The sequence below is a fragment of the Ferruginibacter sp. genome (assembly GCF_049840995.1).
Lineage (GTDB): Bacteria > Bacteroidota > Bacteroidia > Chitinophagales > Chitinophagaceae > Ferruginibacter.
In genome coordinates, this window is record NZ_JASGIP010000004.1 from 490,001 (window position 1) to 514,378 (window position 24,378).

General features: G+C 42.4%; 23 protein-coding genes and 2 rRNA genes (1 of these 25 running past the window's edge). 11 read left to right on the forward strand and 14 right to left on the reverse strand.

Annotation, left to right across the window (positions count from 1 at the left end; all coding sequences use genetic code 11):
- A 23S ribosomal RNA gene (locus QM738_RS12895) occupies positions 1–1,853 on the forward strand; it begins 1,024 nt to the left of the window's first position.
- 96 nt (positions 1,854–1,949) lie between these two features.
- Positions 1,950–2,061, forward strand: a 5S ribosomal RNA gene (rrf, locus tag QM738_RS12900).
- A 281-nt stretch (positions 2,062–2,342) separates the two neighbouring features.
- Here the strand turns inward: rrf and QM738_RS12905 are convergent.
- The 6 genes from QM738_RS12905 to QM738_RS12930 all read right to left on the reverse strand — a co-directional run bounded on the left by QM738_RS12905 (position 2,343) and on the right by QM738_RS12930 (position 6,763).
- Positions 2,343–2,909 (reverse strand): TMEM175 family protein, encoded by a 567-nt coding sequence (locus tag QM738_RS12905; protein WP_462277135.1) that lies wholly within the window; start codon positions 2,907–2,909, stop codon positions 2,343–2,345.
- Between the two features lie 142 nt (positions 2,910–3,051).
- Positions 3,052–3,459 (reverse strand): RNA recognition motif domain-containing protein, encoded by a 408-nt coding sequence (locus tag QM738_RS12910; protein ID WP_462277136.1) that lies wholly within the window; start codon positions 3,457–3,459, stop codon positions 3,052–3,054.
- Positions 3,460–3,744: 285 nt separating this feature from the next.
- A complete protein-coding gene (rplI, locus tag QM738_RS12915; RefSeq protein WP_462277137.1) occupies positions 3,745–4,191 on the reverse strand; it encodes a 50S ribosomal protein L9 in 447 nt (148 codons plus the stop codon).
- A gap of 76 nt (positions 4,192–4,267) precedes the next feature.
- Positions 4,268–4,531 (reverse strand): 30S ribosomal protein S18, encoded by a 264-nt coding sequence (gene rpsR, locus QM738_RS12920; protein WP_462277138.1) that lies wholly within the window; start codon positions 4,529–4,531, stop codon positions 4,268–4,270.
- A 22-nt stretch (positions 4,532–4,553) separates the two neighbouring features.
- Positions 4,554–4,889, reverse strand: a complete 336-nt coding sequence (gene rpsF, locus QM738_RS12925; protein WP_462277139.1) for a 30S ribosomal protein S6 — start codon at positions 4,887–4,889, stop codon at positions 4,554–4,556.
- Between the two features lie 152 nt (positions 4,890–5,041).
- The gene (locus tag QM738_RS12930; RefSeq protein WP_462277140.1) at positions 5,042–6,763 is read right to left on the reverse strand and encodes a M14 family metallopeptidase; all 1,722 of its coding nucleotides are present in this window, start codon (positions 6,761–6,763) and stop codon (positions 5,042–5,044) included.
- Positions 6,764–6,930: 167 nt separating this feature from the next.
- On the opposite strand from QM738_RS12930, the gene QM738_RS12935 reads away from it, so the two are divergent.
- Both QM738_RS12935 and QM738_RS12940 read left to right on the forward strand, forming a co-directional pair.
- Positions 6,931–8,196, forward strand: a complete 1,266-nt coding sequence (locus QM738_RS12935) for a sensor histidine kinase (protein ID WP_462277141.1) — start codon at positions 6,931–6,933, stop codon at positions 8,194–8,196.
- A 6-nt stretch (positions 8,197–8,202) separates the two neighbouring features.
- The gene (locus tag QM738_RS12940; protein ID WP_462277142.1) at positions 8,203–8,898 is read left to right on the forward strand and encodes a response regulator transcription factor; all 696 of its coding nucleotides are present in this window, start codon (positions 8,203–8,205) and stop codon (positions 8,896–8,898) included.
- Positions 8,899–9,170: 272 nt separating this feature from the next.
- Here QM738_RS12940 and QM738_RS12945 read toward each other — a convergent pair whose 3' ends face one another.
- Positions 9,171–9,488 (reverse strand): hypothetical protein, encoded by a 318-nt coding sequence (locus QM738_RS12945; RefSeq protein WP_462277143.1) that lies wholly within the window; start codon positions 9,486–9,488, stop codon positions 9,171–9,173.
- A 155-nt stretch (positions 9,489–9,643) separates the two neighbouring features.
- Positions 9,644–9,958 carry a 30S ribosomal protein S20 gene (rpsT, locus tag QM738_RS12950; RefSeq protein WP_462277144.1) on the reverse strand — a complete coding sequence of 105 codons (315 nt, stop codon included), beginning with the start codon at positions 9,956–9,958 and terminating at the stop codon, positions 9,644–9,646.
- Between the two features lie 56 nt (positions 9,959–10,014).
- Here rpsT and QM738_RS12955 point away from each other — a divergent pair, with 56 nt between their 5' ends.
- Both QM738_RS12955 and QM738_RS12960 read left to right on the forward strand, forming a co-directional pair.
- The gene (locus QM738_RS12955) at positions 10,015–10,509 is read left to right on the forward strand and encodes a paraquat-inducible protein A (protein WP_462277145.1); all 495 of its coding nucleotides are present in this window, start codon (positions 10,015–10,017) and stop codon (positions 10,507–10,509) included.
- Positions 10,510–10,596: 87 nt separating this feature from the next.
- On the forward strand, positions 10,597–13,356 hold the full coding sequence (locus QM738_RS12960; RefSeq protein ID WP_462277146.1) for a 2-oxoglutarate dehydrogenase E1 component: 2,760 nt from the start codon (positions 10,597–10,599) through the stop codon (positions 13,354–13,356).
- 52 nt (positions 13,357–13,408) lie between these two features.
- Here QM738_RS12960 and pdeM read toward each other — a convergent pair whose 3' ends face one another.
- A complete protein-coding gene (gene pdeM / locus QM738_RS12965) occupies positions 13,409–14,077 on the reverse strand; it encodes a ligase-associated DNA damage response endonuclease PdeM (RefSeq protein WP_462277147.1) in 669 nt (222 codons plus the stop codon).
- 150 nt (positions 14,078–14,227) lie between these two features.
- The gene (locus QM738_RS12970; RefSeq protein ID WP_462277148.1) at positions 14,228–16,711 is read right to left on the reverse strand and encodes a ligase-associated DNA damage response DEXH box helicase; all 2,484 of its coding nucleotides are present in this window, start codon (positions 16,709–16,711) and stop codon (positions 14,228–14,230) included.
- A gap of 138 nt (positions 16,712–16,849) precedes the next feature.
- Between QM738_RS12970 and ffh the strand changes: the two genes are divergently transcribed.
- The 3 genes from ffh (at position 16,850) to rimM (ending at position 19,484) form a co-directional block, all read left to right on the forward strand.
- The gene (gene ffh, locus QM738_RS12975) at positions 16,850–18,172 is read left to right on the forward strand and encodes a signal recognition particle protein (RefSeq protein WP_462277149.1); all 1,323 of its coding nucleotides are present in this window, start codon (positions 16,850–16,852) and stop codon (positions 18,170–18,172) included.
- 169 nt (positions 18,173–18,341) lie between these two features.
- Positions 18,342–18,791: a 30S ribosomal protein S16 gene (gene rpsP / locus QM738_RS12980; RefSeq protein WP_462277150.1), complete on the forward strand. Its 450-nt coding sequence runs from the start codon at positions 18,342–18,344 to the stop codon at positions 18,789–18,791.
- A 177-nt stretch (positions 18,792–18,968) separates the two neighbouring features.
- Complete coding sequence (rimM, locus tag QM738_RS12985) at positions 18,969–19,484, forward strand: ribosome maturation factor RimM (RefSeq protein WP_462277151.1); 516 nt, start codon at positions 18,969–18,971, stop codon at positions 19,482–19,484.
- 5 nt (positions 19,485–19,489) lie between these two features.
- Here rimM and QM738_RS12990 read toward each other — a convergent pair whose 3' ends face one another.
- Complete coding sequence (locus QM738_RS12990) at positions 19,490–19,888, reverse strand: hypothetical protein (protein WP_462277152.1); 399 nt, start codon at positions 19,886–19,888, stop codon at positions 19,490–19,492.
- A 127-nt stretch (positions 19,889–20,015) separates the two neighbouring features.
- Between QM738_RS12990 and dinB the strand changes: the two genes are divergently transcribed.
- Complete coding sequence (gene dinB, locus QM738_RS12995; RefSeq protein WP_462277153.1) at positions 20,016–21,158, forward strand: DNA polymerase IV; 1,143 nt, start codon at positions 20,016–20,018, stop codon at positions 21,156–21,158.
- Positions 21,159–21,235: 77 nt separating this feature from the next.
- Here dinB and QM738_RS13000 read toward each other — a convergent pair whose 3' ends face one another.
- Positions 21,236–21,652: an RrF2 family transcriptional regulator gene (locus tag QM738_RS13000; RefSeq protein ID WP_462277154.1), complete on the reverse strand. Its 417-nt coding sequence runs from the start codon at positions 21,650–21,652 to the stop codon at positions 21,236–21,238.
- Positions 21,653–21,745: 93 nt separating this feature from the next.
- Between QM738_RS13000 and QM738_RS13005 the strand changes: the two genes are divergently transcribed.
- A complete protein-coding gene (locus QM738_RS13005; protein ID WP_462277155.1) occupies positions 21,746–22,384 on the forward strand; it encodes a peroxiredoxin in 639 nt (212 codons plus the stop codon).
- Positions 22,385–22,500: 116 nt separating this feature from the next.
- Here the strand turns inward: QM738_RS13005 and QM738_RS13010 are convergent, their stop codons facing one another.
- Positions 22,501–23,256, reverse strand: coding sequence for an RluA family pseudouridine synthase (locus QM738_RS13010; protein ID WP_462277156.1), 756 nt, complete (start codon positions 23,254–23,256; stop codon positions 22,501–22,503).
- 6 nt (positions 23,257–23,262) lie between these two features.
- A complete protein-coding gene (locus QM738_RS13015) occupies positions 23,263–24,285 on the reverse strand; it encodes a pseudouridine synthase (protein ID WP_462277157.1) in 1,023 nt (340 codons plus the stop codon).
- Positions 24,286–24,378 lie beyond the last annotated feature (93 nt).

Here is a 24,378-nt window from a genome sequence, read left to right on the forward strand (position 1 = left end):
GTCCCTAATACATGGTTAAGTTGATCAAACGAGGTGGGATTTCTATAACAGCCAGGATGTTGGCTTGGAAGCAGCCATTCATTTAAAGAGTGCGTAACAGCTCACTGGTCGAGAGATCCTGCACGGAAAATAATCGGGCATCAAACCATGAACCGAAGTTCTAAACTCTAGCCTAGGGCTAGATGTGGTAGGGGAGCATTGAAATCTGCTGCGAAGGTGATAGGCGACTATTGCTGGAGCGATTTCAAAAGAAAATGTAGGCATAAGTAACGATAATTAATGTGAAAAACATTAACGCCGTAAACCCAAGGTTTCCTGATCAATGTTAATCAGATCAGGGTTAGTCGGGTCCTTAGGCAAACCCGAAAGGGGTAGCTGATGGAAAGTTGGTTAATATTCCAACACCTACTATAGTTTCGATGGGGTGACGAGGTAGTGAAAGATCCGCGTTCTTACGGAATAGAACGTTAAAGGGTGTAGTTATAGGTTGTACAGGTAAATCCGTACGACTTGGCGAACCTGATAGTACAGCAAAGCTTCGGCAGCGCTGATAGTGATCCTAATCAAACCTCCGAGAAAAACCTCTAAGTTATGACTATAGCAGCCCGTACCGCAAACCGACACAGGTGGGTGGGATGAATATTCTAAGGCGCTCGGGTGAGCCGTGGAGAAGGAACTAGGCAAATTGACGCTGTAACTTCGGGATAAAGCGTACCGATTTCGGTCGGTCTCAGTAAAATGGTGCAACCAACTGTTTAGCAAAAACACAGGGCCCTGCAAAATCGAAAGATGACGTATAGAGCCTGATACCTGCCCGGTGCTGGAAGGTTAAGGAAGGATGTTCGGCGCAAGCCAAAGCTTCTGACTGAAGCCCCAGTAAACGGCGGCCGTAACTATAACGGTCCTAAGGTAGCGAAATTCCTTGTCGGGTAAGTTCCGACCTGCACGAATGGTCTAATGAGTTGCACACTGTCTCCTCCACGAGCCCGGTGAAATTGTAGTATCGGTGAAGATGCCGGTTACCCGTCACGGGACGGAAAGACCCCATGAACCTTCACTACAACTTTGCATTGATTTTGAATTTTTGATGTGTAGGATAGTTGGGAGACTTTGAAGAGGTGTCGCTAGGCATCTTGGAGTCGTCGTTGAAATACCAACCTTTAAACATTTAGAATCTAATCCCTAACGGGAAACAGTGCATGGTGGGTAGTTTGACTGGGGTGGTCGCCTCCTAAAGTGTAACGGAGGCTTGCAAAGGTTCCCTCAGTACGGTTGGTAATCGTACATAGAGCGTATTAGTATAAGGGAGCTTGACTGTGAGACTTACAAGTCGAGCAGGGACGAAAGTCGGCTAAAGTGATCCGGCGGTTCTGTATGGAAGGGCCGTCGCTCAAAGGATAAAAGGTACTCTGGGGATAACAGGCTGATCTCACCCAAGAGCTCATATCGACGGTGAGGTTTGGCACCTCGATGTCGGTTCGTCACATCCTGGGGCTGGAGAAGGTCCCAAGGGTTCGGCTGTTCGCCGATTAAAGTGGCACGTGAACTGGGTTCAGAACGTCGCAAGACAGTTCGGTCCCTATCTGTGATGGGCGCTAGTAAATTGAGAGGACATGACCTTAGTACGAGAGGACCGGGTCGTACGTTCCGCTGGTGTATCTGTTGTGCCGCCAGGTGCAATGCAGAGTAGCTATGAACGGCCAGGATAAACGCTGAAAGCATCTAAGCGTGAAACCTTCCTCAAGATGAGTTTACTTTTAAGGGTCGTCGAAGACTACGACGTTGATAGGCTATAGGTATAAAGGTGGTAACATCAAAGCCGAGTAGTACTAATTGCCCGTAAGCTTTATTTTTTATTTTTTCTTAGGAAAAATAATTTTAACTGGTTACTTTCTTTGCAACTTATCCCAATATGTAATTTATTATCCGTTTATTTCGGACAACCGTCTTATGGTGGTTTTGCCGAGGGTGTTCACCTCTTCCCATCCCGAACAGAGAAGTTAAGCCCCTCATGGCCGATGGTACTACACAACAATGTGGGAGAGTAGGTAGCTGCCATATTCATTTAAAGCCCTTCGATTTATCGAGGGGCTTTTTTATTGTACCTATAGCAAAATGAGAAGAGGAGGTGCTTCTTTATTTGCCTGTAAATTGAGCAGACTTATTTAGTGTATCCTGCGGTGTTAGTTGTTGCTGTAAAGCGAAAGATATTGTGCAGAAAGCGCTTGATCTGATTGAAGGGAGTAAATGAACGGCGTAGCTGCGGGAAATGATCAATGCGCTGCAGAAGAGATCAACGATCACCTTCCTTTTAGAAGCGGGTACTTATTTATAGAATTGTTTTATTTCTTCTCGATCCTCCTGTCCGGCACCAGCCATATAGCTGCTATTAGTACATAAAAGGCAAGCCCTATCGATGGGTATATAAATGCAAATGCAATACCGGGTATATTGAGCAAAATAGAGACCAGGCCTTTACGGTCTTTCCCAAAAGCCTGCGCCAGGGCAGAATCTTTTCCATTAGCATTGATAAGACATTTTACTAAAATAAAATAAGCCACGCCGGCACCGGTAGAAACCACGCCGTATGAAACCACGGGCCAGGTAGCAAAATGATTTTCGCCCATCCAGGCGGTTGTAAATGGAAAGAGGGATAACCAGAACAATAAATGAACATTGGCCCACAATACGCTGCCACTGATCTTACTTACCGAATGCAGCATATGGTGATGATTGTTCCAATAAATAGCAACATTGGTAAAACTGAGCACATAACTGAAGAACACTGGCAGCAAAGGTTTCAGGTCGCTTAAATGATCGCCGTGCGGCACTTTCAACTCCAGCACCATAATGGTAATGATGATGGCAATAACACCATCACTAAAAGCCTCCAGCCTGTTTTTTCCCATAAGCCATTTTTATAATCAGCTGCAATATAAATGCAATGGATTAATTTGACCTGCTTTAATTATTAATAACAGATCAACCTGGTTAAAATAAAAGATCCTTTCATTGCTGAAAGGATCTTCAAAAAGGTTATGATGGATGATATTAATAATCCCTGTTGTAACCGCCGCCGCTTCTGCCGCCGCCCCTGTTACCGCCACCGCCGTAACCGCCGCCGCCTCTGTTGCCGCCGCCGTAACCACCACCACCTCTGTTACCACCGCCGCCGTAGCCGCCACTTTTCTTGTAGCCACCACCGCCGCCGCCTTCCTGGCAAGGTTGTGATTCGTTAACGATCAATTTACGACCCTGTACTTCAGTTTCGTTTAATGCAGCGATTGCAGCTTTAGCAGCTTCATCGTCTTCCATTTCAACAAAACCAAAGCCTTTGCTACGGCCGTTCATTTTGTCCTTAAGGATCTTAGCGCTGGTTACGCTTCCGTATTCGGTGAAGAGATTCATTAAATCATCGTCAGTCATTGACCAACTAAGATTTCCAACATAAATGTTCATTGTAAAAACTTTTAAAATAATTAAATAAAAACTATAATGACTTAGTTGTAACAATGAACTGAATCCGACTTTTTAAAGGCTACTTCAGCTAATAGCGAAAAACTAAAACCATTAAATCGTGGTAAAGATAGGGGTTTTGTTGAAAAATTGCTATAAAAGCATAAAATTTTAATAAAATGTGATTTCGGCCCCTCCGGGTGGCTTTTTGGCTAAAACCCGGCCCTCCAGGACATAAAAAAATCCATCCGGGTAAGGGATGGACTTTTATGGTAATTTTTAAACTGCTTATTCAGCTACTACTTCAAATTCAACTTCGGTTTCGTTACCGTTACCAAAATCGATCTTGGCTTTATAAGTGCCCAGTTCTTTAACGTCATCTGAAATAGTGATACGGCGACGGTCGATTTCGTAGCCTTTTTGTTCTTTGATAGCTTTTGCTACCTGAACTGAAGTTACGCTACCAAAAATCTTACCGCTGGTACCGGTTTTAGCACCCAGCTTTAAAGCGCCATTTTGTAAAACGGCAATTACGCTGTTGATCTCAGCCAGTAATTTTGCTTCTTTTTTAGCCTGTTGCTTCTTTTTTTCTTCCATCATCTTAATGTTGGAAGGGCTGGCTTCAACAGCCAGTTTTTGAGGAATAAGATAGTTACGACCGTAACCATTTTTTACTGTAACCAGTTCGTTAACGCCGCCTAAATTATTTACATCCTGTATTAATATTACCTGCATGATTTTGCATTTTTACCCAATCTCGCCTAAGGCGAGACTTTCTCTCGCCTTAGGCGAGATTAGGGTGGTTAGAAATTTATTTTAAAAGATCTGTTACGTATGGTAAGATCGCCATTTGACGGGCTTTCTTTACTGCATCGCCTACTTTACGCTGAAACTTTAAAGAGTTACCTGTGATACGGCGTGGTAATAATTTACCCTGCTCGTTCAGGAATTTCTTTAAAAATTCTGCATCCTTATAGTCGATATAATGAATGCCCATTTTCCTGAAACGGCAATATTTCTTCGGACGCTTCTCCTGCTTAATGGCAGTAAGATATTTTATTTCGTTTTTTGCCATGGCTTAAGCTTCGGATTTTTCGTTAGTAAATTTGCTCGCCACTTTTCTTTTTGGCATTGTACTCAACGGCGTACTTGTCGAGTGCAGTGTACATGTGACGCATTTGAGATTCGTCACGTAAAAGCTGAATTTTCAACTTTTCATTGAAGCTGGATGGCGCTTTATACTCCATTACCCAATAAAGACCAGTGGTCTTTTTAGCAATGGGATAGGCCAGTGATTTCAATCCCCAGGGATTGCTGTTTAATACCTCACCTCCGTTATCAGTAACGAGGTCAGCATATTTTTTCTGAGCGGCTTTAAATTCGTCGTCAGACAGCACAGGGGTAAAAATCACCATCAATTCGTAATTGTTCATTTCCCTTGTTTTTGTTTTAAAAATTGTTTTATTCCGTTTGTTTTAAACGGGCAGCAAAGGTAGCGTTTTTAATGAATAATTAGGTAATGGATAATGGATAATTTTTTAATGAATAGATGGTTGTTTAATTAGTTGATTATCAGTTACATTGATTAAAGTAGCCTGTAAACAGGATAGCGGTTGTGGCCTGGTTCGTAATAAGGGGAGTTTTTATAGATAAAATCCAGCTGGGCAGAACCATTGGTGGCAAATTTGGGATCTGCCTTTTTCTTTTCTTCCAGCCTGCTTTTAAGCCCGGGATCATTCTTCAAAACTTCAGCAGCCAGATCTTCCCAACGGTAATCGCTGTAGCCTTCTTTCTGCTGCAGTATGGCATCAAAGAAATTCCACGCAAAAAAACTATCGTCGCCGGTGGGCTCCAGCATTTCGGTAATATAACGGTTAGTCACCTGGTTCATCGGTATCCAGTAATCGCCTTTTAAAAAACGTATTTGCTGTTTCATTACAGATACTTTTACGCCTGCATTTTTATGATGCTTCTCATAAGGCCTGGGCGAACTTTTGTAATCATCAATATGATAGGCTTCCACTTCAATAAGTGTATCTTTTGCAAATGTTTTCATTGCAACACCGTTCAGTTTTAAAAGATCGATCACGGCGCCCCATCCTTGCGGAATGATATACGCAGTGGGCAGGTCAACAAAACCGGATGGCGTGAAGCTGTTAAAAAAACGTACCTGTTTGGTAAATGGTTTACTGCGATCGTAATACATGCGTTGCAGCCCTGTGGCATCGCTGGGTTTGTATGCCTGTTCGTATCCTTTAAAAGTGATCAGGGTGTTTTTCGTGGTATCCACTGCCCACATCAATGCTCTTTTCTTTTCACTCATTACTGTTGCCTTTGCTTTATTGCGTTGTGCGATCAGCTCTTTTGCATTGGCAGCAGTTTTTTCAATCATGGTCTGCATCAGTGCATAAGTGGAAAGCACCCTGTCTTTAAAAGGCTTCAGCATATGCGTTTCGGGCATGAATGCAATGGTTTCAAACAATGCTGCATAGCCGGATGAATAACGTGGAGGATCATAAAACATTTCCATTCCTTTATCAGGCGTTTCTGTTTCAAAATTTACATAAGGTACCATATCCCATTTTTTTTCCGCCATGCCACTGTACAATTGCGGTTCAAAATTATTTTTCAGCCATGCACCGAATTCGCTTCCCAGTTTATCGTATTGTGTAGTGAGTAATGTCATCGTGTGCTGGTAATCGGCACCGTCACTTACATGGTTATCGATGAGAATATCCGGATCCAGCAAATGAAATATCTGTGCAAATGCTTTTGCATCTTTACTGTCGCATTTTGTAAAGTCCCTGTTGAGATCCAGGTTCTGTGCATTACCACGAAAGCCATATTCTTTCGGACCATTTTGATTGGCCCTTGAATAGGAGCCACGGTTGAGGCAACCACCGATATTATACACCGGTATAAAAGCCAGTGCGATATTATCAGGAAGCTGGAACTTCCTGAGTACGATATCTCTTACCAGCATCATGCTGGCATCAATGCCATCGGGTTCGCCGGGATGAATGCCATTGTTGATAAGGATCACTGCTTTATTCTGTTTATGCCACTGTGCTGCATCAAATTTTCCATCACTGCTGATCAGTACCAGGTGCAAGGGATAACCTGCATCGGTGGCGCCCATTTCTTTTACCAGCAGCATGGGAGATTGCTTGTCTAAATTCTTGTACCAGTCAATAGCTTCAAAATAAGTAGCGCTTTCCATCCCGTTTGTTTTTTCAAAACGGCATTGTTGTGCAGTACTGTTATTGAAAACAAAAAAAAGTGCAGAAACAAAAATGATCTTTCTCATTGCAATGATAAGTTTTGGTGAAGCTACAATGATTTTTCTATTGATGCATACCGTTGATAAAAATCGTTGTATCGCTGTGTGGCAGAGCTTTAACCAGTGTTTAACTTTAAATAAAACTGCTTGTTATCAATTAAGTTTCAATTTTGCTTTGTATCTTAAAAGGAATTATGAGGTCATCTGCTACAAGGTTACTTATTCTTATCACTACCATCCTGATCGCGGTCATTATCGGCCTGCAGATGCATTGGCTTAACAAGACGTATTCTTTTGAAAAAAAAGAATTCAAAACCTCGGTGGTTAAATGTATACGGGGCCTTTATGAAGATCTTGACCTGGCCGATGAACCGGGCACTAACCTGGTTAAACTGATAGAAAGCCCCAATGAAAATACATTTATTTTTAAAGTGGATGATGTGCCGCCAAGGGATACTTTAGTGAATGCACTGGTAAATGAGTTTGATGATTTTAAAGTGTATACCGATTGTAAAGTGGCAGCTTATGACGATAGTACCAAACGATACTTATACGAGGCGATTCTGCCAACGGCCGCTTCTATACATCCTGTTTCCATCGATGTGGATGCACCCAATTTTGTAAAAGATTATTCTTTTGTATACCTGAATTTTCCTAACCGCAGCAATTATATTTTAGAGAACATGAGCAACTGGATATTCACCATCATCCTTTTGCTTGCATTGCTGATAGGATTAGGCGCCAGCATTTATTACCTGTACCGGCAAAAATTCTTAAATGATGTGCAGAAGGATTTTATCAATAATGTAACGCACGAGTTCAGCACACCTTTAACGGTGATCGATCTTTCAACAGATGCTTTACAAAAACCGGGCATCCAGTCCAATCCTGATAAATACAATAAATATCTTTCGTCGATAAAATACCAGAACGAGTATTTGAAAAAACATATTCAAACACTGGTGAAAACGGTGGTGACAGAATCTTATCATTTAACGCTTGATATGAGCACGGTCTATCCCAACGAACTGGTGAAGCGGGCGATACTGCAGCTGGAGCCGATCGTGCTGCAAAAGAATGGTAAGATCATTTTTGAAGCAGATGAGAGTGAACAACCCATTACAGCGGATAATGATAACCTGTACCTTGCTATTTTTAACATTATCAATAATGCGGTAAAATACGCAGAGAACCCGAAGATCGTAATTACAACAGGGGTGCAGCAAATGAAGTATTTTATCAGCGTAAAAGACAATGGCGTGGGCATTGCACCGGCCGAACATCAAAAGATATTCAAGAAATTCTACCGGGCGCAGAATGGCAACATACATAATGGAAAAGGGCTTGGTTTGGGATTATATTTCGTGAAAAAAATCATAGACTTGCACCACGGACAGATCGTGATCAACAGCGTGGAAGGAATTGGCACCGAGTTTAAAATTATTTTACCTGTTAATTAAATCATCATGGAAACAAAAGGAAGAGTATTGATGGCAGAAGATGACCTGCACCTGGGCGATGTAATGAAAGATACATTGGAGGATGAAGGATATACAGTGATACATTGTACCGACGGGCAGCAGGCGATCGATATGTTTGACAAGGATAAATTTGATATATGCCTGCTGGATATTATGATGCCGGTGAAGGATGGCTTTACGGTTGCAAAAAAGATACGGCAGCAAACGGATATTGTACCTATTATTTTTATCAGCACCAAAGCTTTGCTGGAAGATAAGATAGAAGGTTATCACCGCGGCGCGGATGATTATATTGTAAAGCCATTCCAGATGCAGGAGCTATTGCTGAAGATGGAAGTGTTTTTACGCCGCACAAAAAAAATGTTTGCCGATACAATGCAGGAATTCTCTATTGGTAATATACATTTTCAATTCACTAATTTAAAGATGACCACGCCCGAAGGAACGATCACCATCACACAGAAAGAAGCAGAGCTGCTGAAATTTTTATGCCTGCATCCCAACAGGATCTTAAAACGGGATGAAATATTAACGGCTGTATGGGGCAAGGATGATTATTTTTTGGGCCGCAGTATGGATGTGTTCATGACCAAGATAAGAAAGTTACTTAAAGCCGATCCTTCAATAGTTTTAGAAACGATACATGGTATGGGTTTTCGTTTCAGCGTTCCCGAAAAGTAAATTATACCTGCTTCATGGTTAACATCTGCTTAACCTGTGCTTAACCAATATTAATACTCCTTAACAAAGAGGTTGCATAAGTTTGTGTTTCATATAACAGTTACCATAGCTTTGGTGGTTTTTTCATTTATGGTAAAAAAGGGGTATTTTTTAATACCCTTTTTTATTGGCCCTACATGATTGCTGTAAATAATTTACATTGATGATTGGATAAAAAAATAAAACCACCTTACGGTGGCTTTATTTTAAATGGACCTTATTGAACCCTAAAATCAACTTTTTTTGTTGGTCTTATACCGCATATCGGGTGTGCCATCTTTTTTCAGTTTTTGATTTGCTTTGAACCTTTTATCCGGTGTACCATCTTTTTTTACAGGAGCAGCAGCTGTAGCAGCAGGTGCTGGTGTTGTGGTTGTTTTTACAACCGGGGCAGTTGCAGGCTTAGCGGCAGCAGCGGGTGCAGCAGCAGGTTTTACAACGGCCATTTTTGGTTTAGCGGGTGGGGTGGCAGGTTTTGCTGCCGCGGTTTGAGCAATCGAAAAGCTTACAAATCCTACCAGCGCCAGGGCTGATAACATTAATTTTTTCATAATAGGTAAATTTGTTGTTTTATGAATAATGAACAATTTCATAAATAAAATGAAGTAAACAAGATTTGGTCTGCCGATTAACTTGTGCTTAACCAAGGTTAAATGCAAAAACCCGTCGTTTGACGGGTTTTAAAATAAAGTATGTTGAAGGCAAGTTATTTTGCTAAAGCATTCACTCTTTTAGCCAGCTTGCTCTTTAAATTAGCCGCTTTGTTTTTGTGGATAGTACCACGCTTAGCCAGTTTATCGATCATAGCAGCTACTTTTGGTAGCTGTTCTGTTGCTACAGCTTTATCGCTTGCTTTTAAATCACGTATTGCATTACGGGTTGTTTTACCGTAGTAGCGGTTACGCTCATTACGCTTTGCACTCTGACGGACATCTTTTTTGGTAGCTGAATGGTTTGCCATTAATTCTAATTTTTGGGCTGCAAAGATAAGGAGAAAGAATGAATAATTAATAATGAACAATTAATAATTTTTTGAAGCCCGCTAATATTTGCCTATTTTTCCCTTAAATAACTGATATGAACAGGGTTATACTACTTGCTTTGCACCTTATTTCACTTGTCTTGCTGGGTTTTGGCTGGGTAATGGATATGCTGCATATTGATATCAGCACCCATTTTATAGTGGATTTTAACCTGTTCAACGAAAGAAGGAGCGTGCTGGGTACCCTGCAAACCCTGTGGGAAAGCGGTAATTTCTGGCCCTTCCTGCTTATTTTACTGTTTGGCATCATCGTGCCCCTGGTAAAGTCGGGGGTTATATTTTACCTGTTGCTGGCCAAAGAGCCGGGTATCAAATGGTATCGCTTTGTAAATGCCATCAGCAAGTGGGCCATGGCCGATGTTTTTGCTATCAGCATACTGGTGGCTTTTTTGGGCGCCACGGCCATGCAGAACACCAAGGCCAGCCTGGAAAGCGGCTTCTACTTTTTTTCTGCCTATGTTTTACTCAGCGGAATCGTGGTAATGCTGTTGGGAAAATTCATCCGGAAGCCTGAAACTTCTATCGCATAATTAACGATATTTGCATACTTGTAAAGAGGCTTTGGATCAAAGGTTCAATATCTGCCGCCGGGCCCCAAAAAATTACTCCCATTTATTATGAAGGATTTCCAGTACATCACTAATTCTCATCCTAATTACATTGAAGGTTTGTATAACGATTTTGTAAAGAATCCAGACAGCGTGGAGCCCGAAATGCGCAAATTCTTTGAAGGCTTTGATTTTGCTGTAAGCAATGGTGTAAAAACGAATGGTGCAGCCACAGCTCCTGTAGCTGCCGTGAGCACTAATGGTGCTGCCATCGACTGGATGAGCGAGATAAGGGTGTACCGGATGATACTGGGCTATCGTAATAAAGGGCATTTACTGGCCGACACTAACCCTATCCGCAAACGCAAGGACAGGGGCGCTAATATTGAACTGGAATTTTATGGCTTTACCGAAGCTGACCTGGATAAAACTTTCAATGCCGGTAACCTGATCGGCCTGGGTGCAACAACACTTAGAAATATCATTGATCATTTGGAGCATGTTTACGCAGGGCATTTAGGAATAGAGTTCAAATACATCAGCAATCAAACAAAAGTGGACTGGCTTACCAAAGCAGTTGAAAAAACAATGCTGGAGCCCGTGGAATTACCACAAAAAAAGCGCATTCTTCAAAAGCTGAATGAAGGCGTGATGTTCGAAAAATTCCTGCACACCAAATACATTGGTCAAAAACGTTTTAGCCTGGAAGGGGGGGAGACGACCATTGCAGCACTGGATGCCATTATTACCACAGCTGCTGATAATAATGTGGAAGAAGTGGTGATCGGTATGGCGCACAGGGGAAGGCTGAATGTGCTGGCCAATATCATGGGTAAAACTTACGAACAGATATTCAGCGAATTTGAAGGCACCAGCACACCTGATACTACAATGGGTAGTGGTGATGTGAAATATCATTTAGGTTTTAGTAGTGAAGTACAGACCGGTCATGATAAACATATTCATTTAAAACTCTGTCCCAATCCTTCTCACCTGGAAGCGGTTGATCCCGTGGTGATAGGTTTTGCAAGAAGTAAGGCAGACATTTTATACAAGAGCGATTACGATAAGATATTACCGATACTGATACATGGCGATGCATCGGTGGCAGGGCAGGGTATTGTGTACGAATTATTGCAGATGAGCGGCCTGCCCGGTTATTATACCGGTGGTACCATTCATTTTGTGATCAATAACCAGATCGGTTTTACCACCGATTTTGAAGATGCACGTACTGCTGATTACTGTACCTCGGCTGCTGCAATGGTGCAGGCGCCTGTGTTGCACGTAAATGGTGATGATGCTGAAACTGTGGTGAAAGCTGTGGAGATAGCAACTTTATACCGCCAGGAATTCAACAGCGATATTTTTATTGATATGGTTTGCTACCGCAGGCATGGGCATAATGAAGGTGATGAGCCGAAATTCACGCAGCCGCAGTTGTATTCTATCATTGACAAACATTTAAACCCGAGAGAGGTTTATACACAATACCTGATCGAGAACGGCGAGCCGGATGCCAAAGCATTGGCAAAAGAAATGGAGCAGAAATTTTTGGCCGACTTACAGGAACGCTTAGATGAAGTAAAACAAAACCCGTTGCCTTACAATTACCAGCCCCCGGAAATTGTTTGGAAGAGTTTGCGTAAAGCGAAGCCCGAAGATTTTGATGCTTCGCCGGTAACAGCCATTAAGGAAGATGAATTTAAAATGCTGTTTGATGGCATGATGAAATGGCCGGAAGGTTTTAAACCATTGCGCAAAGTAGAAAAGCTGATACAGGATAAGATAAAACTCTTTAATGATGAAAATAAAGTAGACTGGGCCACCGGGGAACTGATGGCATACGGCAGTTTACTTACCGAAGGAAAAGATGTGCGTATGAGCGGGCAGGATGTGAAGAGAGGGACATTCAGTCACCGCCATGCTGTTATTTATGATGAAACGACCAATGCCGGCTATAACAGGCTGGATCATTTTAAAGAAGGACAACAGCAGCCTTTCCGCATTTTCAATTCTTTATTGAGTGAATATGCGGTGTTGGGTTTTGAATATGGTTATGCAATGGCCAATCCCAATGCATTAGTGATATGGGAAGCGCAGTTTGGTGATTTTTGCAATGGCGCCCAAACTATGATCGACCAGTTCATTACTGCTGCAGAAACCAAGTGGCAAAGAATGAATGGTGTGGTGATGTTGCTGCCGCATGGTTACGAAGGCCAGGGGCCGGAGCATAGCAGCGCCAGGATGGAACGCTTTTTACAAATGTGTGCCGAACTGAATATTTTGGTAACGAATGTGACCACGGCTGCCAACTTCTTCCATGTACTAAGAAGGCAACTGGCATGGCCATTCCGTAAACCATTGATCAACTTTTCACCCAAAGCGAATTTGCGCCACCCGGGTTCTTACAGCCTGATGAGCGAATTTACCAGCGGCGGTTTTAAAGAAGTGATAGATGACAACAATGTGCAGGATGCCGGTGAAATAAAGAAAGTATTGCTGTGCAGCGGTAAAGTTTATTTTGATCTTTTGGAAAGGCAACAAAAAGAGAACCGGAAAGATACTGCTATCATAAGGCTGGAACAGATACATCCGCTGCCACAAAAGCAACTGGATGCGTTGTATAAAAAATATGGTAAAGCTATCTGGTACTGGGTGCAGGAAGAACCGCTGAATATGGGCGCTGCCACTTTCTTAAGAATGAATTTAAAGAATATTAATTTTTATATCATCAGCCGCCAGGCCAGTGCGTCTACTGCCAGTGGTTATGGAAAGATACATGCCAAAGAGCAGGCACAGATCATTGATACGGCGTTTAGTATTTAAAAGATATTACACAGTTTTAGAAATAGTCCCGGTAAACTTAAACTTACCGGGATCATTTTTTATATAATATCACACTGTCTTCTACTAATGCAAACGCGGTATCTTTTTTGGAAGGCGTTACAGCATACGTACCGGTGAATTTTCCAAAGGCGGGGAGCACCGCATAATTTTCTGTAAAATAAAAACAGGGAAAGCGTAGTGATTGTTTACCCAAACCTTTAATACTTACAGCAGGATGAATATGCCCGCTGAAAAAATAATCCGCATCATTTCTTTCTTCTTCACTTACATCTTCGATATGATGTACAAAAAGAAAGTTATTTTTCCTCCAGGTGCCTTCTGCCACTTCAATGCCGGCATTTTTATACCATTGATCGGGTACAATATCATGATTGCCCCTTACCAGCAATACCGGTACATGCTGCAGATCGTTGCGCCATTTCAAAAACAATTCGTGCTCTTTATTTTCCACGCTGTGAAAAAGGTCGCCTACGATCACCACCTGCGAAGGTTTATAGAACTGGATGGCAGCGATGAACCGCTGCATGTCTTCTTTCATAACAGCGGCGGGTACGGCAATGCCGCTCTTCCTGAAATGCCCCGTTTTACCAAGATGGAGATCGGAGAGGATCAATATTTTTTCCTGCTCCCAGAACACGGTCCGGTTGCTGTTTAAAATAAAATCGTTTTGATTGATAGTATGTTTAATAAATGTTGGCATTTGGTGCATCGAATTTTTTATTCGATAAAATTTAATATTCACTTCGTGAATTTAGTTTGCCACGGATTACACGAATTAACACGGATAAAAGCAGATAATCTGTGAAAATCCGTGTAATCCGTGGCTTTAAAAAAAACAACGAAGCAGTTTTTACTCCCGATCATCCTTTGCTAACTGTTCCTGCATTCTTTTTACCCGGTCTTCCAGTTTTTCCGAAGATACATTTTCCCGCATGCTATCCACCTTTAAAGGGAAACAGAAAGGGGTTAAATGTTGTGGCCAGGTAATTACTATTTTACTGGTTTGTATCCGTTGCAGCATATCCCTTAACCTTGTTTCTTCCATCTGTTGATCAAATACTTCCCGGTACGATTGCTTTAATAAAATATTGTTGGGCTCGTACTCCGAAAATACTTTGAACAGCAGGGAAGCAGAGGATTGCAGGTGTCTTGGTTTTTGATATTGCCCCGGGTATCCCTGGAATATCAAACCTCCAATAACTGCAATGTCCCTGAATTTTCGTTTAGCCATTTCCGTACTGTTCACACTTCGTTGTATATCGGCAAAAAGATCATCTTCTGAAAATAATTCATACACATTGCTGTCGTCCAGTGGTATGGGCTGATCACTCAATAATTCAAAGCCATAATCGTTCATGGCAAACGAAAATGTAATGGGCGTTATCTGTGCAATGCGCCAGGCCAGTATGGCGGCCATGGCTTCATGCACCAGCCTGCCTTCAAATGGATATACAAATAAATGATAGCCGTCTTTTGTTTCGATATGTTCTATCAATAATTCTTTTTCCCGCGGCACATGTGATAAATAATTCTGCAGGTCGAATAAGGGCTTTAATACGTTCAATTCTTCAATCGTATTTTTTTGCTGACTGAGGGTAAGCGCCTGCCGCAATTTCTTACCCATATTACTGCTCAGACTCATACGGCCGCCTTGCCAGCTGGGAATGATGCTTTTTTTAGAAGTTGACTTTTTCACCAGCACGGTCATGTCCTTGATCATGACCAGCTCTAAATTTCTGCCTGCAATAGTAAAAGAATCCCCGGGATCCAATCTTGATATGAACCATTCTTCAATTACGCCGATATAACCGCCACTCATGAATTTTACTTTCAGCATGCTATCGCTTACAATAGTGCCAATGTGCATGCGGTGCCGCATGGCTGTGCGGCGGCTGTTGATCTTATACAAACCATTTTCCAGTATCTCTACTTTTTTATATTCATCATACTGGTTCAGTGCAACACCACCGGCGGTAATATGCAGCAATACTTCATCATATTCCTGCCGGGTGATCTCCGCAAAGCAATACGTACTTTTTACTTCGTTAAAAATTTCATCCGGGTAAAAGCCATCCGAAATAGCAATGGTGCACAGGTATTGGATCAATACATCAAAACATAATAACTGCGGCACTTTGCTTTCGATAAAATTCTCTTCCACCGCATTTTTTAAAGCGGCTGCCTCCACCAGCTCCAGGCTATGTGTGGGTAAAAAATAGATCTTACTAACAGCGCCGGGACTGTGGCCACTGCGGCCTGCCCGCTGTAAAAATCGGGCAACGCCTTTGGGTGAGCCCACCTGTATAACGGTTTCGACTGGACGAAAATCGACGCCCAGGTCCAGGCTTGCTGTACACACCACTGCTTTTAATTTACCGGAATGCAGATTCTCCTCTACCCACAAGCGCAATTCCTGTTCAATGCTGCCGTGGTGCAAGGCTACAGCGCCGGCCAGTTCCGGTGCTGCATTCAGCAGGGCTTGGTACCACATTTCCGTCATGCCGCGGGTATTGATGAATATTAAAGTAGTGCGGCTGGCCTCAATAATGGGCAGCACTTTGTGCACCAGCTTGATGCCCAAATGTCCTGCCCAGGGATATTTTTCTATCTCATCGGGAATGATGGATTGTATCGAGATCTTTTTATCCAGCTCAGCTTTAATGATCACGCCTTCATCCTGCAAAAGACTCAGCAATACTTCTTTGGCTTCTTCCAAATTACCAATGGTTGCAGAGATGCCCCATATACAACATTGAAAGTTGAATGTGGAACGTTGAAGGTGTACAATTCTTGCAATGGCCAGTTCTGTCTGCACGCCTCTTTTGCTGCCCAGCAATTCGTGCCATTCATCCACAGCTATTATTTTGAGTACTTCAAATACCGAAGGATAATTTTTTTGTGCGAGTAATAAATGCAGGCTTTCGGGTGTAATGATCAGCACTTCGGGCATCTGCCTTTTTTGCCTGGCCCTTTCATTCAGTTCCGTATCGCCATTGCGTATGCCTACCTGCCATTGCATGCCCAGTTGCTGTATCACTTCTTCCATGGCACGGGCAATGTCTTTGGCCAGCGCCCGCAGTGGTGTTATCCACAGCAACTGCAGGCCATTATTTTTTTTAGACCGGTATTGTTTGGGGTGTGCGTTGATGAACTGTATCAAAGCGCCTAAAAAAACCGAGTAGGTCTTACCACAGCCGGTGGGTGCATTTACCAAACCATTTTTATTATTGATAATATGCTGCCATGCCTGCTGCTGAAAAGTAAAAGCTGTTCTGCCATTGCTCTTCAACCAACTTTTAATGATCTTATAACCGCTGCTTTCTTCCAGGTTCATACCGGCAATTTAAGGATTGCTAAACAATTTGGCAATAACAATTTTCGTCAACGGGGAAAGGACCTCTTCGCCCTAAAATTGTTCAGGTTTACCGCCCCGTATTATTTACTTTTGCAGTCATTTTTAAATGATCATACTATGTTCAATTCGTTAAGTGAGAAGTTAGATATTGCGTTCAAGAACCTTAAAGGCCAGGGCCGTATCACCGACCTGAATGTGGCCAATACCGTTAAAGATATCCGCCGTGCATTGGTAGATGCGGATGTGAACTATAAAATTGCCAAAGAATTTACTGATAAAGTAAAGGAAAAAGCCCTGGGCTCTAAAGTATTACTGGCGGTTAATCCCGGCCAGCAGATGGTGAAGATCGTGCAGGATGAACTGACCGAACTGATGGGCGGCGAAGCAAGCGAATTCAATATTACCGGTGCACCGGCCATTATTTTAATTGCAGGTTTGCAGGGTAGTGGTAAAACCACTTTCAGTGGTAAGCTGGCCAATTATTTAAAAACAAAAAAAGGCAAATCGCCTTTGCTGGTGGCGGCAGATATTTACCGCCCTGCGGCGATCGACCAGCTGGAAGTGTTGGGTGGACAGATAGGTGTGGAGGTGTTTGCAGAAAGAGAAAATAAAGACGCGGTTTCTATTGTGCAGAATGCCATTAAAGAAGCCAAGAGCAAGAATAAGAATGTGATCATTGTGGATACTGCAGGCCGTTTGGCAGTGGATGAAGTGATGATGACGGAAGTGGCCAATATCAAAGCGGCCATTAAACCACAGGAAATTTTATTCGTGGTGGATAGTATGACGGGGCAGGATGCAGTGAACACGGCTAAAGCCTTTAATGACCGTTTGGATTTTAATGGCGTGGTATTGACAAAGCTGGATGGTGATACAAGAGGTGGTGCTGCTTTATCTATTCAATACACCGTGAACAAGCCCATTAAATTTGCCAGCAGTGGCGAAAAGATGGATACGCTGGATGTGTTTCACCCCGAGCGTATGGCACAGCGTATACTGGGCATGGGTGATATTGTGAGCCTGGTGGAAAAAGCGCAAGAACAATTTGATGAAGCCGAAGCAAGAAAACTGGAAAAGAAGATCCGCAAGAACCAGTTTGACTTTGAAGATTTTAAGACCCAGCTGCAGCAGATCAAAAAAATGGGTAACCTGAAGGACCTGATGGGTATGATACCCGGTGTAGGCAAGCAGATAAAGGATGTGGACATCAATGATGATTCTTTTAAAGGTATTGAGGCCATGATCAACAGTATGACGCTGGAAGAAAGAAGAAATCCCGATATCATCAGCCCCAGCCGTAAAACCCGTATTGCCAAAGGCGCCGGTAAGGATATTGCTGAGCTGAATGCTTTTTTAAAGCAATTTGAGCAAATGAAGGGCATGATGAAGATGATGAACAAAATGCCGATGGGCAGGATGCCGGGCATGGGTAAGCGGTAAAACAGGGCTGAATGCCTGCCAGCCAGGGGATTGCTGGGAGAATATGGCAAATCCTGCTTTCTTAGTAAAATTTTTTAAAATATTTTGGCTAATCGCTTTGGGGTGTATATCTTCGTTGTCCTTTTTTAAGGAGAAACCCTATTTAATAACAACCAAAAATTTCTATTTTATGGCTGTAAAAATGAGACTGCAAAGACATGGTTCAAAAAAGAGACCATTCTATTTCATCGTAGTAGCAGACGGCAGAAGCCCTCGCGACGGTAAATTCATTCAAAAATTAGGTACGTACAACCCATTGACTGTGCCGGCCACCATCCAGGTTGACCGCCAGAAAGCATTGGATTGGTTACAGAAAGGTGCTCAACCCACTGATACTGTACGCCGCATCCTTTCTTTTAAAGGTGTATTGTATTTAAAGCATTTACTGCGTGGTGTAGGCCTTGGCTTATTTGATGAAGCAGCAGCTATGGAGAAGTTTACAAAGTGGAGCAGTGAGCATGATGCTCATATTGCAAAACGCCAGGGTGCACACAAAAAAGCACGTATGGATAAACGTAACCAACCTGTAGTACGCAAAGTAGCAGAAGCACCAACAGAAGGAACTAAGACAGAAGAATAATTCACCTCTGTTCCGTTAATTCTTTTAAGTTCCGTTAATCTTTAGCGGAACTTTTTTTATGGCCTGACGCCCCCGTCTGACCATGTGCATGATCTGACGCCCTCGTCTGATCATGTGCTCCCCGAATTCAACTACTTTTGCAAAGCAGCAACACACTGCCAATCGAATAAGCAAACCATGAGTGAATATTTTAAAATAGGCAAGCTTGCCGCCAGCACAGGTTTAAAAGGCGAGCTGGTACTGCAGCATAACCTGGGTAAAAAAACTTCTTTAAAAGGATTGGAAGTAATTTTTATTGAAGAAAAGAAAGACAACTTTATCCCTTACTTTATACAAACAACCAAGATCCGCAGCAACACCGAAACAGTAATTAAACTGGAAGGTATTGACATCATGGAAGTTGCACGCAAACTCACTCCTAAAGAAGTATGGCTGGCGGCAGATGATTTTAAAAAATTTGCAGCTAAAACCTCGCCTATCGGTATGCTGGGTTTTATGATGGTGAATGATGGGGAAGAGATCGGTATAGTGCAGGAAGTGATAGAACAACCACACCAGGTATTGTGCAGTATTATATACAAAGGAAAAGAAGCGTTGATACCGGTGCATGAAGACAGCCTGGAAAAGATCGATATCAAAAACAAAAAAGTATTTGTTACGCTGCCCGACGGGTTGCTGGATATTTACGCTTAAACAGTTTAGTGCAATTGTGGTTTTTCTGATTTGCTTTTCAGATCGTTTAAAATAGTTTTAAAGCCGGTACATTCTGCAAATACCCGTTGCCCGATTTTTTGCCCTACGGCCCTTATAGCAGTGGCCCTGCTCTTCCGGTCGTCCTGTTGCACAAAACCATCTTCTTTTAATAAGGCATCTATCCGTGGACCAGAAACTCTTTTCAGGCAACTATCCATTTTATTAAAAAGCAATTCCATAGAAGTGATCGATTGCTGGTCGGCCATAAGGCAATCGCATGTTTTTACAGTAACGCTGTCAGTTACCGGTTTGCGGACCGCGGGTGTTTTTGCTTTGGTAAGTTGCGCAGTGGCATTGCCATAAATTGTATGCAGCAGTATAAGGAGAACAAAGTATTTGTACATGCCGGGCTGTAATATTTTAAGCCGTTAAATTAGAGCTTATTATGCAGTGGTTAAAGCTTTGGCCGATATTTTAACGTATTGCAAACACAAAGCGTTCAATAAATTGTAATTTTATCAATAAAATAAATTGGAGCCACAACGCATTATAGCGCATTTTGACCTGGATTCTTTCTTCGTTTCGGTAGAGATACTGAACGATCCTTCATTGAAAGATAAGCCGGTAATTGTGGGGGGAAGAGAGCGGGGTGTGGTGGCAGCCTGCAGTTATGCTGCAAGAAAATTTGGTATCCATTCCGGCATGCCATCCAAAAAAGCCTTCCAGTTGTGCCCGCATTTGATCGTGGCCAACAGCAGCCGGGGCGACTACAGCCGTTACAGCCGTTGGGTAACACAGATCATTGCTGCAAAGGCGCCGCTGTTTGAAAAAGCATCGGTGGATGAATTCTATATCGATCTTACAGGGATGGATAAATTCTTTAAGCCATTGCAATGGACCATCGACCTGCGGCAAGAGATCATCAACGAAACAAAACTGCCCATTTCATTCGGCCTTGCCAGTAATAAAATGATGGCCAAGATCGCTACAGATGAAGCAAAACCCAATGGATATTTACAGGTGCCTTTTGGAAAAGAAAAAGAATTTTTAGCACCGATGCCGGTGAGTAAAATTCCTGGAGTGGGGGAGCAGACCTACGAGATACTGAAGGCGATGGGTATTTATAAGATCAAAGACATCGGTGAAAGAAAGATAGAAGAGCTGGAAGAGCGGTTGGGAAAATGGGGTGCCGATCTTTGGTATAAAAGCCAGGGCATACACAATGGAGAAGTATCGCAGTACCATGAAGCAAAATCGGTAAGTACAGAAAACACTTTTGATGAGAATAAGACCGATGTGGATTTTTTAATGAGCGAACTCGTGCGTATGGTGGAACGCATTGCCTATGAATTAAGACAGGATGAAAAAGTTGCCGGCTGTGTTGCGGTTAAGATACGCTATCCTGATTTTGAAACTACATCAAGACAAACCACCATTCCCTATACCTGTGCTGATGATGAGATAATACCTATAGCCAAAGAGCTGTTTCACAAATTGTGGAAGAAAGGAACGCCCATACGTTTACTGGGTGTAAGGCTGAGTGAATTAACCAACGATGCTGTACAGACCAACCTGTTTGATGATGTGGAACGTAAAACAGACCTGTATAAAGCCATTGATAATGTAAAGGAAAGATTTGGGAAGGCATCCGTTAAAAGGGCTTCTTCAAACTAATATCGAATTTGCGCATATAAAATTTCGAATGTTTTTATAAACAAGCATCTTCTATACATTCCCACATTCGACATTCATTACTGCTCTTCATCAATAAGATCGTACAAGGTTTTCTTCTCCAAAATTTTTAAAGTAGCATCTCTTGTATAGGCCATTGCTTTGTTCAGGCCGCAGGTGGCTTCATCGCAATCTTTGCATTTTTGGTAAAAATTCAGGCTTACACAGGGTATCATGGCAATAGGACCGTCCACAATACGGATGGCAGAAGCAAGAGTGGTCTTTTTAGGGGAATTAGCGAGAAAATAACCGCCTCCTTTTCCTTTCTTGCTGTCCAGCACACCTTTATTCTTCAGCTGCAGCAGGATGCTCTCCAAAAATTTAATGGGGATCTTTTTCTTCCGGGCAATTTCCGATATCAACACCGGTCCCTGGCCATATTTGGATGCGAGGTAACCCAGGGCTTTTAAGCCATATTGTGTCTTTTTAGATAGCATGTAAACAAATATAGGGCAAAATTAAAAAATATTTGTCAATAATAGTCTATTTAATTGGTAGAGTAATTATATTTGTAGCCTAAATAACAATCTATGAGTTTACGATTAGGGGACATTGCTCCCAACTTTAAAGCAAAATCATCTATCGGGGAGATCGATTTTTATGAATACCTGGGCAATTCATGGGGGATCCTGTTCTCTCATCCTGCTGACTATACGCCTGTTTGTACAACAGAATTAGGACGTACGGCGGCCTTGAAAGATGAGTTTGCAAAACGCAATGTAAAAGTGCTGGCGCTCAGTGTTGATCCTGTTGATAAACATTTAGGATGGATCAATGATATCAATGAAACACAAAACTGCTCTGTTGAATTTCCTATTATTGCGGATGACGACAGGAAGGTTTCTGAACTATATGATTTTATTCACCCCAATGCTTCTGCAACAGCAACGGTACGTTCGCTGGTGGTACTGGGGCCGGATAAAGCGGTAAAACTGATCATCACTTATCCTGCTTCTACCGGAAGGAATTTTGTAGAGGTATTGCGTGTGGTGGATTCATTACAGCTTACTGCCAACTACAGTGTTGCTACACCTGCCAACTGGAAAGAAGGTGAAAAAGTGATCGTGGTACCTGCAGTGAGCACTGAAGATGCTATTAAGAAATTTCCAAAAGGTGTGGAGATCGTAAAGCCTTACCTGCGCTATACGCCACAGCCTAATATCGAATAATCGGTTCTTGTATTTTTAGTTTAAGCCGCTCGTTGAGCGGCTTTTTTTTGCCACGGATTACACGAATTAACACAGGAAATAATCCGTGAAAATCTGTGTAATCCGTGTCTTATGTTCTAGAGTTTTTTTAGCTGTTGCAGCAGGGCCCGCATATCTTTGGGGAGTTCGGCGGTTAAGTTGAATTCGTTGCCTTCGGCATCGGTAAATTTTAAACAATAGGAGTGTAAAGCAAGCCGGTTCAATAAAGGCTTTTCCTCTTCATCGTGTTTGCTGAGTTTGAATTTCTTTTTGATGGCAGAAAGTAACACCGGTTTTCCATCACCATACAGATCATCGCAGGCGAGGGGATGGCCCATGTTCTTGCAGTGCACCCTTATCTGGTGGGTACGCCCGGTATGCAATTGAAATTCTAATAAAGAAAAAGATCGGTGGTCTTCCACCACTTTATAATCAGTAACAGATGGTTTACCACTGCGGTGCACCACCATTAAACCTTTGTGCAAAGGATGTTCGCTGATAGGCGCATCAATAGTACCCGATCCGGCAGCAGGGGAACCATGCACAATGCCCTGGTAAAATTTTTCCACCCTGCGGTCTTCAAAAGCCTGCGATAAATATTTGTGCGTGGCTTCGTCTTTTGCAAAAATGATCAGGCCGCTGGTATCCTTATCAATACGATGAACGGTAAAGATGTGGCCGTATTTTGCAATAAGTATATCTTTTAAAGAAGTCTCACTTTGAGTTCTGTCCGGTATCGATAATAATCCCGCCGGTTTATTGATGGCAATAAAATGATCGTTCTCAAAAACAATATTTTCTGAAAGGCGGAAGGCCGCTTTGTTTTTTTTATTTTCTGAAAAATCCTGCATCATAACAACTTATTTCTTTTTGGATGCATTCATGTATTTCAATAAGCGGATCTCTTTTTCGCTGAGGTAGCGCCATTTGCTTCGTTCTACATTCTTCTTGGTAAGATTGGCATACATTACCCTGTCCAGGCCTTTTACATCATAACCTAAATGTTCAAATATGCGGCGTACAATGCGGTTGCGGCCACTGTGTATCTCTATTCCGATAATAGATTTGTCTTTACTGTCGGCATAAGCTAGGCTATCCACCTGTATCTCGCCATCTTCCAGTTTCAATCCTTTTAATATCTTGTCAAAATCAGCTTTGGCCAAAGGCTTGTCCAGCTTTGCTTCGTAGATCTTTTTTATCTGGTAACTGGGGTGCGATAATTTCTGTGTAAGATCACCATCATTGGTGAGCAATAAAACACCCGAGGTATTTCTGTCGAGCCTGCCGATAGGATATACTCTTTCGGTAGTGGCTGTTTGTATCAGTTGTAATACGGTCTTTCTTCCCTGCGGATCATCCGTAGTAGTGATATAATCTTTGGGTTTGTTGAGTAAAATGTATACGAGGTTCTTGGTTACAAATAATTTTTTGCCGTTGAACGCTACTTCGTCGGTGTGTTTTACTTTATAACCCGGCTCTGTAGCAACGGTACCGTTTACTTTTACTTTACCTTTTTCTATCAATTCCACCGCATCCCTGCGGGAACATACCCCGCAATGCGCTAAATATTTATTCAACGGCATTACTCCTGTTGAGGGATTGTCGTTGGCGGCTGCGGCTTTTGCTGATTTTGCAAAAGGCACTTTTTTAGTGGCCTTTGCCGGCTCTTCTTTTACAGGAGCAGCTTGTTTTTTAGCGGTATCCGCAGACACAGGCGCTATGCCCGATCTTTTGGCTGCCCTTGCCTGGTATTCTTCTTCTTTTTTCTTTTCAAAAAAGGCATTGCGTTCTTTACGGTAGGCTTTTTTTTCCTGGCGTATCTCTTCTTTGATCACGCTGTTTTTTTTCTTGCCTGCAAATTTCTGGAATGGAGACTGGCTCATACTATGAAGTGATTTACTGTTTTACAACAGGAGTGAGCTGCAAAGATAGCAATAAAAAAGCGAACCGGTCGGGTTCGCTTTTTTATTGCTGCA

Coding starts and splice junctions, on each gene's coding strand:
- QM738_RS12910 (WP_462277136.1), bottom strand. CDS start 3,459: ATGAACATTTATGTTGGAAATCTTAGTTGGTCAATGACTGACGATGAT.
- QM738_RS12935 (WP_462277141.1), top strand. CDS start 6,931: ATGAGGTCATCTGCTACAAGGTTACTTATTCTTATCACTACCATCCTG.
- QM738_RS12940 (WP_462277142.1), top strand. CDS start 8,203: ATGGAAACAAAAGGAAGAGTATTGATGGCAGAAGATGACCTGCACCTG.
- QM738_RS13005 (WP_462277155.1), top strand. CDS start 21,746: ATGAGTTTACGATTAGGGGACATTGCTCCCAACTTTAAAGCAAAATCA.
- QM738_RS12960 (WP_462277146.1), top strand. CDS start 10,597: ATGAAGGATTTCCAGTACATCACTAATTCTCATCCTAATTACATTGAA.
- rpsR (WP_462277138.1), bottom strand. CDS start 4,531: ATGGCAAAAAACGAAATAAAATATCTTACTGCCATTAAGCAGGAGAAG.
- QM738_RS12945 (WP_462277143.1), bottom strand. CDS start 9,488: ATGAAAAAATTAATGTTATCAGCCCTGGCGCTGGTAGGATTTGTAAGC.
- rpsP (WP_462277150.1), top strand. CDS start 18,342: ATGGCTGTAAAAATGAGACTGCAAAGACATGGTTCAAAAAAGAGACCA.
- QM738_RS12905 (WP_462277135.1), bottom strand. CDS start 2,909: ATGGGAAAAAACAGGCTGGAGGCTTTTAGTGATGGTGTTATTGCCATC.
- QM738_RS12955 (WP_462277145.1), top strand. CDS start 10,015: ATGAACAGGGTTATACTACTTGCTTTGCACCTTATTTCACTTGTCTTG.
- QM738_RS12930 (WP_462277140.1), bottom strand. CDS start 6,763: ATGAGAAAGATCATTTTTGTTTCTGCACTTTTTTTTGTTTTCAATAAC.
- rimM (WP_462277151.1), top strand. CDS start 18,969: ATGAGTGAATATTTTAAAATAGGCAAGCTTGCCGCCAGCACAGGTTTA.
- rpsF (WP_462277139.1), bottom strand. CDS start 4,889: ATGAACAATTACGAATTGATGGTGATTTTTACCCCTGTGCTGTCTGAC.
- QM738_RS13000 (WP_462277154.1), bottom strand. CDS start 21,652: ATGCTATCTAAAAAGACACAATATGGCTTAAAAGCCCTGGGTTACCTC.
- pdeM (WP_462277147.1), bottom strand. CDS start 14,077: ATGCCAACATTTATTAAACATACTATCAATCAAAACGATTTTATTTTA.
- ffh (WP_462277149.1), top strand. CDS start 16,850: ATGTTCAATTCGTTAAGTGAGAAGTTAGATATTGCGTTCAAGAACCTT.
- QM738_RS13010 (WP_462277156.1), bottom strand. CDS start 23,256: ATGATGCAGGATTTTTCAGAAAATAAAAAAAACAAAGCGGCCTTCCGC.
- QM738_RS12970 (WP_462277148.1), bottom strand. CDS start 16,711: ATGAACCTGGAAGAAAGCAGCGGTTATAAGATCATTAAAAGTTGGTTG.
- QM738_RS13015 (WP_462277157.1), bottom strand. CDS start 24,285: ATGAGCCAGTCTCCATTCCAGAAATTTGCAGGCAAGAAAAAAAACAGC.
- QM738_RS12990 (WP_462277152.1), bottom strand. CDS start 19,888: ATGTACAAATACTTTGTTCTCCTTATACTGCTGCATACAATTTATGGC.
- rplI (WP_462277137.1), bottom strand. CDS start 4,191: ATGCAGGTAATATTAATACAGGATGTAAATAATTTAGGCGGCGTTAAC.